The sequence below is a fragment of the Pedomonas mirosovicensis genome (assembly GCF_022569295.1).
GTDB classification, from domain to species: Bacteria; Pseudomonadota; Alphaproteobacteria; order Sphingomonadales; family Sphingomonadaceae; genus Pedomonas; species Pedomonas mirosovicensis.
The window spans coordinates 2005207-2018213 of sequence record NZ_JAKFIA010000001.1; the positions used below are offsets into that span (position 1 = coordinate 2005207).

The following is a 13007-nucleotide window of genomic DNA, read 5'->3' on the forward strand; positions in this document are numbered from 1 at the left end:
CACAAAGAAAAAAGACACCTGTGGGCGGCATGTCCCAACCGCCCACGGCGTCACTCAAAATCTCCAAGACCGGGTCGGCCGGTCCCCCTTACGGTCCTTTATGAATAGTAGGACTGGAGGCACTTCACATCAAGGGTGCGCTGACGCAAAGCGCGGATAGATTTCACCGCCGCAGCCGAAGCCGTTGCCGTGGTGAAATACGGCACCTTACCGTAGAGCGCGCTCGAGCGGATGGAGTGGCTGTCCTTCAGCGCCTGCGCGCCTTCGGTGGTGTTGAACACCAGGTGCACCTTGCCGTCCTTGATCGCATCGACGATGTGCGGACGCCCCTGGGCCACCTTGTTCACATAGCCCACGTCCAGCCCCTGCTCCTTCAGATAGGCCGCCGTGCCGCCCGTGGCGATGACGGAGAAGCCCATGTCCAGCAACTCGCGCACCGGCTCGACCATCGTTGCCTTGTCGCGGTCCTTCACCGAGACGAAGACCGTGCCCGACAGCGGCAGGTTGGTGCCCGCCCCCAGCTGGCTCTTGGCGAAGGCCTGGCCGAAATCGGTGTCGAGGCCCATCACTTCGCCCGTCGATTTCATCTCCGGGCCAAGCACCGGGTCAACGCCGGGGAAACGGGTGAACGGAAACACGGCTTCCTTCACCGCGATGTGCTTCAGCGGCTTTTCCTGCAGGTTGAAGGAGGCCAGGCTCTCGCCCGCCATGATGCGCGCCGCGATCTTGGCGATGGGCATGCCGACGGTCTTGGCGACGAACGGCACGGTGCGCGAGGCGCGCGGGTTCACCTCGATGAGGTAAACGACGCCGTCCTTCACCGCGTACTGCACGTTCATCAGGCCGCGCACCTTCAGCGCCAGCGCCAGCTTCGCGGTCTCTTCCTTCAGCTCGGCGACGATCTCCGCCGGCAGGCTGTAGGGCGGCAGCGAGCAGGCCGAGTCGCCGGAGTGGACGCCCGCTTCCTCGATGTGCTGCATCACGCCCGCCACGAACACGTCCGTGCCGTCGCTGAGGGCGTCCACGTCCACCTCGATGGCGTCGCGCAGATACTGGTCGATGAGCACCGGGGAGTCACCCGACACCTGCACCGCCTCGCGGATGTAGGTTTCCAGCTGCGCGGTCGAGTCGACGATCTCCATGGCGCGGCCGCCCAGCACGTAGGACGGGCGGATGAGCACCGGATAGCCGATGCGCTCGGCCACCGCGATCGCTTCCTCGCGCGAGCGGGCGATGCCGTTGGACGGCTGGCGCAGGCCCAGCTCTTCCACCAGCGCGGCGAAGCGCTCGCGGTCTTCGGCAAGGTCGATGGCGTCCGGCGAGGTGCCGAGGATGGGGATGCCCGCATCTTCCAGCGCCTGGGCCAGCTTCAGCGGCGTCTGGCCGCCGAACTGCACGATGACGCCCTTGAGCGTGCCCTTCTTCTGCTCGACGCGCAGCAGCTCGATCACGTCTTCCTGCGTCAGCGGCTCGAAGTAGAGGCGGTCCGAGGTGTCGTAGTCGGTCGAGACCGTCTCCGGGTTGCAGTTGACCATGATGGTCTCATAGCCCGCGTCGGTCAGCGCGAAGCAGGCATGGCAGCAGCAGTAGTCGAACTCGATGCCCTGGCCGATGCGGTTCGGGCCGCCGCCAAGAATGGCGATCTTGTTGGCCTCGGTCGGCTGAGCCTCGCACTCCGGCTCCCCGAACACCGGGGTTTCGTAGGTGGAGTACATGTAGGGCGTCTGCGCCTCGAACTCGGCGGCGCAGGTGTCGATGCGCTTGAACACCGGGGTCACATTGACCGCGCGGCGGCGCTTGGCCACCTCGGACTCCGAAAGGCCGGTCAGCGTGCCCAGCCGCTTGTCGGAGAAGCCCATGGCCTTCAGGCGGCGCAAGCCCTGCGCGTCCCCCGGCAGGCCCTTGGCCTTCACCTCGGCCTCGGCTTCCACGATCTCGGCGATCTGGCGCAGGAACCACGGCTCGTAGTGGGTGATGGCGTTGATTTCCTCAACGCTGAAGCCCTCGCGGAAAGCCTGCGCCACCACCAGCAGCCGGTCCGGCGTCGGGCGGGCCAGCGCGGTTTGCAGCGCCTCGCGGCTGTTGCCGTCGATGTTCACCTCGTTGAAGCCGTCAAGGCCGGTCTCAAGGCCGCGCAGGGCCTTCTGCACCGATTCCTTGAAGCAGCGGCCAATGGCCATCACCTCGCCCACCGACTTCATGGCAGTGGTGAGCAGCGGCTCGGTGCCCTTGAACTTCTCGAAGGCGAAGCGCGGGATCTTGGTGACCACGTAGTCGATGGTCGGCTCGAACGACGCCGGGGTTACACCGGTGATGTCGTTCATGATCTCGTCGAGCGTGTAGCCCACGGCAAGCTTGGCCGCCACCTTGGCGATGGGGAAGCCGGTGGCCTTGGACGCCAGGGCGGACGAGCGCGACACGCGCGGGTTCATCTCGATGACGACCAGACGGCCGTTCTGCGGGTTGACCGCGAACTGCACGTTGGAGCCGCCGGTCTCGACGCCAATCTCGCGGAGCACCGCGATCGAGGCGTTCCGCATGATCTGGTATTCCTTGTCGGTCAGCGTCAGCGCCGGCGCGACAGTGATGGAATCCCCGTGTGAATGCCCATCGGGTCGATGTTCTCGATGGAGCAGATGATGATGGCGTTGTCCGCACGGTCGCGGACCACCTCCATCTCATACTCCTTCCAGCCGAGCAGCGACTCCTCGATCAGCACCTCGGTCGTCGGCGAGGCCTCGAGGCCGCCGGTGACGATCTGGATGAACTCGTCCTTGTTGTAGGCAACGCCGCCGCCCGTGCCGCCGAGCGTGAAGCTGGGGCGGATGATGGCGGGCAGGCCGACGAATTCAAGCGCGTCCAGCGCTTCCTCAAGGGTGTGCGCGATGCGCGAGCGGGCGCTCTCCAGCCCGATCTTGTCCATGGCGTCGCGGAACTTCAGGCGGTCCTCCGCCTTATCGATGGCTTCCGCGTCCGCGCCGATCAGCTCGACGCCGAACTTCTCGAGCGTGCCGTTCTTCGCCAGCGCCAGCGCCGTGTTCAGCGCGGTCTGGCCGCCCATGGTCGGCAGCACCGCGTCCGGGCGTTCCTTCTCGATGATCTTGGCGACGATTTCCGGGGTGATCGGCTCGATGTAGGTCGCATCGGCCAGCTCCGGATCGGTCATGATGGTGGCCGGGTTGGAGTTGACCAGAATGATCCGATAGCCTTCCTCCCTCAGCGCCTTGCACGCCTGCGTGCCGGAGTAGTCGAACTCGCACGCCTGGCCGATCACGATGGGACCGGCGCCGATGATCAGGATGGAGGAGATGTCGGTACGTTTGGGCATAGCCGTTTATGATCCTGCTTGTGTGCCGCCGCCCGGCCCCGCTTCCGGCCGGCTGTAGACCAGCACCGGATAGGGGGAAGCCGCGGGTTGCAGTGAGGAAGAGGGGCTGAGCTGCGGCGTTGCATGCTCGCCGAGCAGCCCGGCAAAGTGAGTGAACATCTGAAGGCGCCGCGCGGCGAGATCCGGCAAGGCAATATCCGTCCGGCCGCCGCGCGACCAGGCGTCAGCCGCCTGCTCGCGCCGCCGCAAGCCGTTCCAGTATCCGCCGCGCTGGCCCATCATCAGCCTTTCATGAGGTCCATGAACCGCTTGAACAGATAGAAGCTGTCCTGCGGGCCAGGCGATGCCTCGGGGTGATGCTGCACCGAGAACACCGGCTTGTCCGTGTACTTGAGGCCGCACAGCGTGCCATCGAACAGCGAGACGTGCGTCGGCACCACGTTCTGCGGCAGCGACTTCGGATCGACCGCGAAGCCGTGGTTCATCACGGTGATCTCGACCTTGCCCGTGTCCAGCTCCTTCACCGGATGGTTCGCGCCGCGATGACCCTGGTGCATCTTGAAGGTCTGGCCGCCGGCGGCGAGGCCCAGCAGCTGGTGGCCGAGGCAGATGCCGAAGATCGGCTTGCCGGTCTCAACCAGCTTCTGGATCACCGGCACGGCATATTCGCCCGTCGCGGCCGGATCGCCCGGACCATTGGAGAGGAACACGCCGTCCGGGTTGTGCGACATGATCTCCTCGAACGTCGCATCGCCCGGCACCACCGTGATCTTCGCGCCCGTCGAGGCCAGGTTCCGCAGGATGTTGCGCTTGATGCCGTAGTCAACGGCGACCACGTGCTTGGTGGGGCTGGTCTGGCGCCCGTAGCCATGGCCCAGCGACCACAGGGTCTCGTCGGCCTGGTAGGTCTGGCGGGCCCAGACCTCCTTGGCGAGGTCCATGCCCTCGAGGCCCGGCCACTCCTGCGCCTTCCGGATCAGCGCGTCGACATCGAACTTGCCCTCGGGGTTGTGGGCAATGACGCCGTTGGGCGCGCCGTGGATACGGATGTAGCGGGTCAGGCGGCGGGTATCGACGCCGGCAATACCGATCAGCCCGTAGGACTTCAGCCAGTCATCGAACCCCCGCTCGGCGCGGAAGTTGGCCTCGTTTGTAATGGGTTCGCGCATAATGCAGCCGAGGGCGAAAGGCGTGATTGCCTCCACATCCTCGCCGTTTGCGCCCACGTTGCCGATATGGGGGAAGGTAAAGGTGATGATCTGCCCGGCGTAGGAAGGATCGGTCATGATCTCCTGATAGCCGGTCATCGCCGTATTAAAGCATACCTCGCCCACCTTCTCGCCAGTCGCGCCGAAGCCCTGGCCCCAGAACAGGGTGCCATCGGCAAGGGCTAGAACGGCAGTGGCTCCAATGGGCGCGTCGGTGGGTTTGGCAGCGGCAGAAACAGTCACCGGGCACCTCTCATACACAAAGCGTTGTCAGGATTTACCAGACCCCGTGGGTCCGGGCAAATTGCGGCGTCTCTATTGACCTCAGCTCCCCATGTCAAGGAAAAGGACAAATAAAAATTACTCTTATATTTCAATAACTTACGCAAAAATTTTTGATTGAAAACCAGAGCCCGCGCCGCTATGCTCTGCTTTTCTCAAACAGTCAGGATTCCGCCCGCATGATCCGCGATGCCATCAAGCAAGCGCTCGTTGAGGCCATGAAGGCCAAGGATACCCAGACCGTTTCGACCCTCCGCATGGCTCAGGCCGCCATCAAGAACCGCGACATCGAGCTTCGCACCAGCGAGGCTCCGGCCAACGACGACGCGCTGGTCATCGATGTACTGACCAAGATGGTCAAGCAGCGCCGGGAATCGGTCGAGATGTACGAGAAGGGCGGGCGCGCCGAACTGGCCGAGGCCGAACGCGGCGAGATCGCCGTTCTTGAGCGCTTCCTCCCCCAGGTCATGTCGGACGACGAGGCACAGAAGGTCATCAACACCCTGGTCGCCGAACTCGGCGCCTCTTCTCCGAAGGATATGGGGCGCGTGATGGGCGCCCTCAAGGAACGTTACGCCGGCCAGATCGACATGGGCAAGGCCGGCCCGATGGTGAAGGCGGCGCTTGCCGGCTAAACCGCCGCGCCCTCTTCCGGCGACGGCCCTTCACCCCCAAATACGAGATAAAGACAGCCAGGGTTGCGCCGCTCCCGGTTTTACCGGGCGCAGGCGCGGCTTCGCATGGGCAATGTCCGGCAAATCTGCGTTAACCGAGTGAATATAGAGCGTTGATCCATTTCCCTTGGGTCGTCATCCGCTCTAGGATCGTGGCTCCATGAGCATCTCGCCCGCCTTTCTTGATGAAATCCGCGCCCGCGTTGCGGTAAGCGCGGTCGTCGGCCGCAAGGTGAAGCTCCAGCGCGCCGGGCGCGAGTGGAAGGGCTGCTGCCCGTTCCATAACGAGAAGACGCCCAGCTTCTACGTCAACGACGAGAAGGCCTTCTACCACTGCTTCGGCTGCGGCGCGCACGGCGATGTCATCCGCTTCCTGTGCGAGGCGGAGGGGCGCACCTTCCCCGAGGCGGTGGAGCAGCTGGCAAACGAAGCCGGCCTTGAGATGCCGCGCGAAACCCAGGCCAATCGCGCCCAGCAGGAACGGCTTAAGGGCCTGCTCGACGTGATGGCGGCGGCGCAAAACTGGTTTGCCGAGCAGCTGCACGGCATCGCGGGGGCGGACGCGAGGAACTACCTGCAACGCCGCGGCCTGCTGCCGGAGACGGTGCGCCGCTTCGGCCTCGGCTTCGCGCCGGAGAAGCGCGACGCGCTCAAGACCGCGCTCATCGCCAAGGGGGCGAGCGAGGCCCTGCTCATCGAGGCCGGGCTCATCATCGCCGTCGAGGACCGCACTCCCTACGACCGCTTCCGTAATCGGCTGATGTTCCCGATTCGCGACGGCCGGGGCCGAATCATCGCCTTTGGCGGGCGCATCCTCGGGGACGGCCAGCCCAAGTACCTCAACTCACCGGACACGCCCCTCTTCGATAAGGGCCGCACTCTTTACAACCTCGACCTTGCCGCCGGCCCTGCCCGGAAATCCGGGCGTTTGTTCGTGGTCGAGGGCTATATGGATGTCATCACCCTCGCGCAGGCGGGCATCGAGGCGGCGGTCGCGCCGCTCGGCACCGCGCTCACCGAGGAGCATCTGCGCCGTCTGTGGCGAATCACCCCGGAGCCGCTGCTGTGTTTCGATGGTGATTCGGCCGGTCAGCGCGCCGCCGTGCGGGCGGCGCATCGTGCCCTGCCCCTTTTGGAGGCGGGCAAGAGTTTGCGCTTCATCACCCTGCCCGAGGGGCAGGATCCGGACGATCTGGTGCGCGGCGGCGGGGCTGACGCGCTCAATGCCATCGCCGCCAAGGCCGAGCCGCTGGTGGACCTGCTCTGGCGCTCCGAAATGGAGGCCGCCCAGCTGATGACGCCGGAGGGTCGCGCCGCGCTCCGCCAGAGCCTGATGAACCGCGCCTCGGCCATCGCGGACCGCCCCGTGCAGGAGCTGTACCGGCGCGAATTCCTCAATCGTTTCGACCAGTTAACAGGCCGCAGCGCCGACCGGCAGTGGGGCCGCGACCGGCAGGCTGCGCCTGGCCGGCGCCCAGGCGCACCGTGGGCGCCCCCGCCCCGTGTCTCGCCGGGAACCAAACTTTCGCATCAGCGTATTACGAAGCCGCGCCTCCCTCCCATGATCATCGATTCTGTTGGTGTTGGGGCTGCTGGAACATCCGGTTTGGCTCGACCGTTATCATGAGGAAATCGTCGGCCTGCCCATAGAGGACGCCGAGCTGGCGCGACTGGTCGGGCGAATGCTCGACGAGTCGATTCGCCTGCCTGACCTTGACAAGAACCGACTCGACCACACATTAACCTCCGAAGGTTTTGGGCGGCTGCTTGCAGGACTCCGGACACGTCACAGGTCAGGCTTATCGTTTACGCGCGAGGGAACGGACCCCGTGCAGGCGGAAACCGACTTTGTCCACGTCTTACAGGCAGTTGCGCGGCTATCCGCGCTTGACGCCGAATTAGCGGAGGCGCAATCGGCCATTCGGCCTGACGACAATGAGACTCTACTCCGCCCGATGCGAATCGCGCAGGAGCGTGCAACAATCGAACGGGAGCTGTCTGATTTGGCAGCCAACGGGCCGGCACTAAGGACTTGAGTAACATGGTGAAACGCCAGGAAGCGGAAACGACCGAAGACACCTCTGAAGAGACCAGTGATGCCCCGCTTATCGACGTGAACGAAGCGTCGGTGAAGCGGATGATCGCGCGTGCCAAAGAGCGCGGTTACATTACCTACGATGAGTTGAACGCCAACCTGCCGCAAGAGCAGATGTCCTCCGAGCAGATCGAGGACATCATGGCCATGCTGAACGAAATGGGCATCAACGTCATCGAAGGCGATGATCCGGAGGATGCGGAGGCGGAACCGGCGGTTCAGGAAATCGACGCGGCGACCGATGGCGACGACGACACCGCGGATGTCCCGGCAGCCCCGAAGAAGGAAACCGCACTGGATCGCACGGATGATCCGGTGCGGATGTACCTGCGCGAGATGGGCGCCGTCGAGCTGCTGTCGCGCGAGGGCGAAATCGCCATCGCCAAGCGCATCGAGGCCGGCCGCGACACCATGATTGCCGGGCTGTGCGAAAGCCCCCTCACCTTCAAGGCGATCATCGAGTGGTCCGAGGCGCTGAACAACGGCGAGATGCTGCTGCGCGAGATCCTCGATCTCGACGCCATGCTGTCCAAGGAGCCGAGCGAGGCTCAGGTCGAGGGCGGCGACGGCGACAGCGACCTGCCGACCGTGGCCTACAAGGAGGACGACGACGACGTTGAGGAGGAATCCTCCGACGACGACGACGAGTTCACCGAGCGCCGCGCCAAGCGCCCCGCCTTCGAGGAAGAGGAGGAGGACAACACCCTCTCCCTCGCCGCGATGGAAGAGGTGCTGAAGCCCCAGGCGCTGGAGAAGTTCGCCCAGATCACCGCCGCCCACAAGAAGTTCGCCAAGCTGCAGGAACAGCGGCTGGAAGCCATTCACCGCGGCGAGGATTTCGGCCAGGCCAACGAGAAGAAGTACCAGAAGCTGCGCGAGGAGCTGACCGCGCTCGTCGAGAGCGTGCAGTTCAACAACAACAAGATCGAGCAGCTGGTCGATCAGCTCTACGGCCTCAACAAGCGGCTGATGTCGCTGGGTGGCCAGGCGCTGCGCCTGGCCGAGCGCTATCGCATTCCGCGCCAGAGCTTCCTTGATGAATACCTCGGCAACGAGCTGGAGGAAGGCTGGGTTGATCGCGTTGCCCGGCTCGGCAAGAACTGGGACAATTTCATCACCGCCGAGCGCCCGAACATCGAGAATCTGCGCGCCCAGGTGGCGGAAGTTGCCAACCTTGCCGGCGTGGACATCGAGGAATTCCGCCGCATCGTCACCATGGTGCAGAAGGGCGAGCGCGAAGCCCGCATCGCCAAGAAGGAGATGGTGGAGGCCAACCTGCGCCTCGTCATCTCCATCGCCAAGAAGTACACGAACCGTGGCCTGCAGTTCCTCGATCTCATTCAGGAAGGCAACATCGGCCTGATGAAGGCGGTGGACAAGTTCGAGTATCGGCGCGGCTACAAGTTCTCGACCTACGCCACCTGGTGGATCCGGCAGGCCATCACCCGCTCCATCGCGGATCAGGCCCGCACCATCCGCATTCCGGTGCACATGATCGAGACGATCAACAAGCTGGTCCGCACCAGCCGCCAGATCCTCCACGAAATCGGCCGCGAGCCGACGCCGGAGGAACTGGCCGAACGTCTCTCCATGCCGCTGGAGAAGGTTCGCAAGGTGATGAAGATCGCCAAGGAGCCGATCTCGCTCGAAACGCCGATCGGCGACGAGGAGGATTCGCACCTGGGCGATTTCATCGAGGACAAGAACGCCGTCATTCCGCTGGATGCCGCCATCCATGGCAATCTTAAGGAAACCGTGACCCGCGTTCTGGCCTCGCTCACCCCGCGTGAAGAGCGCGTTCTGCGGATGCGCTTCGGCATCGGCATGAACACCGATCACACGCTGGAGGAAGTGGGCCAGCAGTTCTCGGTGACCCGCGAACGTATCCGTCAGATCGAGGCCAAGGCGCTGCGGAAGCTGAAGCACCCGTCGCGCTCGCGCAAGATGCGGAGCTTCCTCGACACCTGATCGGGCTCCTAGCCTGTCCAACCGCAAGCGCCTCGGGGCACCCGCCCCGGGGCGCTTTCGCGTTTGGGCCGCGTCACGTCCCGCCACAAAAATGCAAACTCTCCGCTCGTTCTACTAGCAACTTTAAAAGCCTCTTAAGGATCTGCGGCTAAGCTGACCGCCGACATGGCATACGAACTGAAAGACCAACGGATGTCCGGAGTGGTGGACTACGACGTCGCACGGCGTCAGGGAACGTCGCACTGGAATAATCTGGCCCAGCAGAACCTCACGGGCCGGGACTTTGCCACGCACCTTCTGGATGGCCTGAAGCGCGAACCTGCCCTGTCGCCCGCCTATCTGACGGAACTCAGCGGTAATTCGTGGGAACAGACCACGAGTCTGCTGGCTGACTTCGCCCATCTGTTCGCCATCGCCAGCCACGGCTGGCCGGTCATGGCAACGCAGGTGGCTGCCGGCCTCCAGCATCATCTGCCGTCTGACCTGGTTCCCTCGGACCTTGCCGTCTCCCTGTTTGGCGACTCCATCCTGCACGCGGATTGCATCCGCCAGCTGGCGGTTGCCGTTGGCCCCACCCGCTTGCGCGCAGGCCTGACCACGGCCGAGGCCAACGCGCTGGCCCACCGGCGGCGCATGGAAATCCTGCTCACCTCAGAGCGCACCGGCTGCGCCTTCGGCACCGGCATTGCCATCAGCCTGTCGTGGATGCGCGTGGCCGGCATCATCAGCCATGTGTTGCAAACCGCGCCGTCCGGCCACCCGGCCATCACCGTGCCGGAGCTGGAGGTAATGGCCAACCAACCGCCGGCCTCCACCTCGACCCTCGCCCAGTATCTGGCAACGGCTGCCGAGTCCCCGTCCGCCCGTCGCGGCCTCCTGTTCGGCATCGGCCAGGCGCTCGCCTTGCAGGTCACCTTCTGGTCCCTGCTGGCCGATCGGGCCCGCACCCTCTCCCGCCGCAAGGCCTGATGCCAGGCGGGGCAACCGCCCCACCCTCACGCCAGATTGCCCATCCCCCTGGCCGCCGGCTAGGGTGCTTATTCCGTTAGGCCCTGTGAGCGGAAAGACACCAGCCATGCGCTTTACCGGCACATCCAGCTATGTCGCCACCGACGACCTGAAGGTCGCCGTCAACGCCGCCGCCACCCTGCGCCGGCCGCTGCTGGTGAAGGGCGAGCCCGGCACGGGCAAGACCGTGCTCGCTATCGAGGTAGCAAAGGCATTCAATGCGCCGCTGATCGAGTGGCATGTCAAATCCACCACCAAGGCCCAGCAGGGACTTTACGAATACGATGCCGTCAGCCGCCTGCGCGACTCCCAGCTCGGCGACCCCAAGGTGCACGACATCGCCAACTACATCCGCCGCGGCAAGCTGTGGGAGGCCTTCACCGCGCCGGAAACCCCGGTGCTGCTGATCGACGAGATCGACAAGGCGGATATCGAGTTCCCCAACGACCTGTTGCAGGAACTCGACCGCATGGAATTCCATGTTTACGAGACCGGCGAGACGGTGAAGGCGCAGAACCGCCCCATCGTCATCATCACCTCCAACAACGAGAAGGAGCTGCCGGATGCTTTCCTGCGCCGCTGCTTCTTCCACTACATCAGGTTCCCCGACCCGGAGACCATGCAGTCGATCATCGACGTGCACTTCCCCAACATCCGCCACGATCTGGTGCGCGAGGCGCTCAGCATCTTCTACGATATCCGCGAGATGCCGGGGCTGAAGAAGAAGCCCTCCACCTCCGAACTGCTCGACTGGCTCAAGCTGCTGATGCACGAGGATTTGCCGCCCGAGGTGCTCCGCAGCCGGGATGCGAAGAAGCTCATCCCACCGCTGCATGGCGCGCTGCTCAAGAACGAGCAGGACGTGATGCTGTTCGAACGCCTCGCCTTCATGGCCCGGCGCGGCGAATAGGATACGCGGCGCGCCCTTGACGCCCGCGGGCCGCATCCCCAGCCTTGGCTCAACACTTCCGTGAGGCTGCGCCATGGCTGATGCCCTGCCCGCTGAACTGACCCCCGCCGCCATCAACGCCCTGGCCGATGAGCTGGCGCAGGAAACCGATGCCACCCTCGCAGTATCGCTGTGCGACCTGCTGCTCGCCAACCGGCACGACCTTGCCAATGCTCTCTACAACCGGGCGCTGGAAGCCCGGCAAGATTATCGCGGCGCCGCGCTGTTGCCGGTCCATGCCTGCCTGCGCGCCTTGAGCGCATTCGCCGCAGACCCGCGCCGCACTGACGCCCATGCCCTCGCCCGCGCCATCCTGGGCCGCCCGCCCCAGCCCCGGCTGATTGCCGTCGGCGGGCTATCGGGTTCAGGCAAGTCCACGCTCGCCCGCAGCCTCGCCGCCCGCCTCAGCCCACCGCTGGGCGCGGTGTGGCTCCGCACCGATGGTATCCGCAAGCGCCTGTTCGGCCTGCCGCCCGAGGCTCGGCTGGGGGAGGATGCCTACCTGCCCGCTGTCAGCGGCAAGGTCTACCGCCGCCTCTCCTGCACCGCCCAGTTCCTGCTTGAGCAGGGCCTGACGGTCGTCTCCGAGGCCACCTTCACCCGGCGCCCCTCCCGCAACGCCATGGAGAAGATCGCCGCCAACGCCGGCGCGCCCTTCCACGGCTTCTGGCTGGAAGCCCCGATTGAGACCCTGATGGCCCGTGCCGACGCCCGCGCCGCCGCCCCCGGCAACCCGGACGCCTCCGACGCCACCAGCGCCATCGTCGCCCTTCAGGCGGACGACGTGCGCGGCCAGATCCTCTGGCATCGCCTTGCAACAGATCGTCCTCCTGAAGCAATTCTGGCTGACGCCCTCGCTCTCTTGAGCGAGTAGGCAACGCCGGAATTCCGTGTCATATTTATAGTCTGTTTATGCTAGTTGATGTCATGCCAGCCATAGACTTAAGCATCAGCCCAAGGAGCCGAACGTGGCCTTAACCCGCCTGGAAATGGACCGGAAGATCGACGAGCACTTCGCCTACGAAGCCAGCAATGACATCGAAGGCGTGCTGTCTACCCTCGTTCCTGATGTGGTGCATGACATCGTCGGCTATCCGCCCGGCCCCAGCTTCGACCGGGAGGGCGCGCGGCGCTTCTATGAATCCTTGTTTGGCGAACTGTCTGAGGGCAAGATCGAATGCAAACGGCGGCTTTACGGCGAAAACTTCCTTGTGGATGATTCCCTATGGCGGGGCCGGGCGTCAGGTAGGCCGTTCGGCATCGAAGGCAACGGAAGACCCCTCGAGTTCCGCCTGCTGCACGTGATCGAATTCGCGGACAGCGGCGACATCGCGCGGGAAAATGTCTGGCTCGACTTCACCGCCATCCTGCGCCAGTTGCAAAACTGATCCGGCGGCCCCCTTCTTTCCCCCGGCTTATGCCTCAAGCAGTTATGGCATAAGGGGAAAGACGAGCCTGCCATAAGGCAAGCTGCGGGCAAAACTGGAAAGTTGCG

The 13007-nt window shown here is 64.6% G+C and carries 10 protein-coding genes and 1 pseudogene; 8 read left to right on the plus strand and 3 right to left on the minus strand.

What is annotated here, in order from left to right:
• Positions 1–98 precede the first annotated feature (98 nt).
• The 3 genes and pseudogenes from carB to carA all read right to left on the minus strand — a co-directional run bounded on the left by carB (position 99) and on the right by carA (position 4779).
• Positions 99–3328, minus strand: a pseudogene (gene carB / locus L0C21_RS09520) (carbamoyl-phosphate synthase large subunit).
• Between the two features lie 6 nt (positions 3329–3334).
• Complete coding sequence (locus tag L0C21_RS09525; RefSeq protein WP_259278128.1) at positions 3335–3610, minus strand: hypothetical protein; 276 nt, start codon at positions 3608–3610, stop codon at positions 3335–3337.
• On the minus strand, positions 3610–4779 hold the full coding sequence (carA, locus tag L0C21_RS09530; protein ID WP_259278129.1) for a glutamine-hydrolyzing carbamoyl-phosphate synthase small subunit: 1170 nt from the start codon (positions 4777–4779) through the stop codon (positions 3610–3612). The genes L0C21_RS09525 and carA overlap by 1 nt, the downstream gene beginning before the upstream one ends.
• Before the next feature lie 218 nt (positions 4780–4997).
• Between carA and L0C21_RS09535 the strand changes: the two genes are divergently transcribed.
• From L0C21_RS09535 to L0C21_RS09570, 8 genes are all read left to right on the plus strand, one after another.
• Entirely contained in the window at positions 4998–5453 is a 456-nt protein-coding gene (locus L0C21_RS09535; RefSeq protein ID WP_259278130.1) for a GatB/YqeY domain-containing protein, read from the plus strand.
• 199 nt (positions 5454–5652) lie between these two features.
• Entirely contained in the window at positions 5653–7119 is a 1467-nt protein-coding gene (dnaG, locus tag L0C21_RS09540) for a DNA primase (protein WP_259278131.1), read from the plus strand.
• Complete coding sequence (locus L0C21_RS09545) at positions 7073–7528, plus strand: hypothetical protein (protein WP_259278132.1); 456 nt, start codon at positions 7073–7075, stop codon at positions 7526–7528. The genes dnaG and L0C21_RS09545 overlap by 47 nt, the downstream gene beginning before the upstream one ends.
• A 5-nt stretch (positions 7529–7533) precedes the next feature.
• The gene (gene rpoD / locus L0C21_RS09550; RefSeq protein WP_259278133.1) at positions 7534–9555 is read left to right on the plus strand and encodes an RNA polymerase sigma factor RpoD; all 2022 of its coding nucleotides are present in this window, start codon (positions 7534–7536) and stop codon (positions 9553–9555) included.
• 192 nt (positions 9556–9747) lie between these two features.
• Positions 9748–10524, plus strand: coding sequence for a DUF6975 family protein (locus L0C21_RS09555; RefSeq protein WP_259278134.1), 777 nt, complete (start codon positions 9748–9750; stop codon positions 10522–10524).
• Positions 10525–10630: 106 nt separating this feature from the next.
• Positions 10631–11473, plus strand: coding sequence for an AAA family ATPase (locus tag L0C21_RS09560; RefSeq protein ID WP_259278135.1), 843 nt, complete (start codon positions 10631–10633; stop codon positions 11471–11473).
• A 73-nt stretch (positions 11474–11546) separates the two neighbouring features.
• Positions 11547–12386 carry a P-loop nucleotide/nucleoside kinase family protein gene (locus L0C21_RS09565; protein WP_259278136.1) on the plus strand — a complete coding sequence of 280 codons (840 nt, stop codon included), beginning with the start codon at positions 11547–11549 and terminating at the stop codon, positions 12384–12386.
• Between the two features lie 94 nt (positions 12387–12480).
• Positions 12481–12900, plus strand: coding sequence for an ester cyclase (locus L0C21_RS09570; RefSeq protein WP_259278137.1), 420 nt, complete (start codon positions 12481–12483; stop codon positions 12898–12900).
• Positions 12901–13007 lie beyond the last annotated feature (107 nt).

Bases quoted from the DNA above. Each gene is read 5' to 3' on its own strand.
- L0C21_RS09525 (WP_259278128.1), bottom strand. From the start codon at position 3,610: ATGATGGGCCAGCGCGGCGGATACTGGAACGGCTTGCGGCGGCGCGAG.
- L0C21_RS09535 (WP_259278130.1), top strand. From the start codon at position 4,998: ATGATCCGCGATGCCATCAAGCAAGCGCTCGTTGAGGCCATGAAGGCC.
- dnaG (WP_259278131.1), top strand. From the start codon at position 5,653: ATGAGCATCTCGCCCGCCTTTCTTGATGAAATCCGCGCCCGCGTTGCG.
- rpoD (WP_259278133.1), top strand. From the start codon at position 7,534: ATGGTGAAACGCCAGGAAGCGGAAACGACCGAAGACACCTCTGAAGAG.
- L0C21_RS09555 (WP_259278134.1), top strand. From the start codon at position 9,748: ATGTCCGGAGTGGTGGACTACGACGTCGCACGGCGTCAGGGAACGTCG.
- L0C21_RS09560 (WP_259278135.1), top strand. From the start codon at position 10,631: ATGCGCTTTACCGGCACATCCAGCTATGTCGCCACCGACGACCTGAAG.
- L0C21_RS09565 (WP_259278136.1), top strand. From the start codon at position 11,547: ATGGCTGATGCCCTGCCCGCTGAACTGACCCCCGCCGCCATCAACGCC.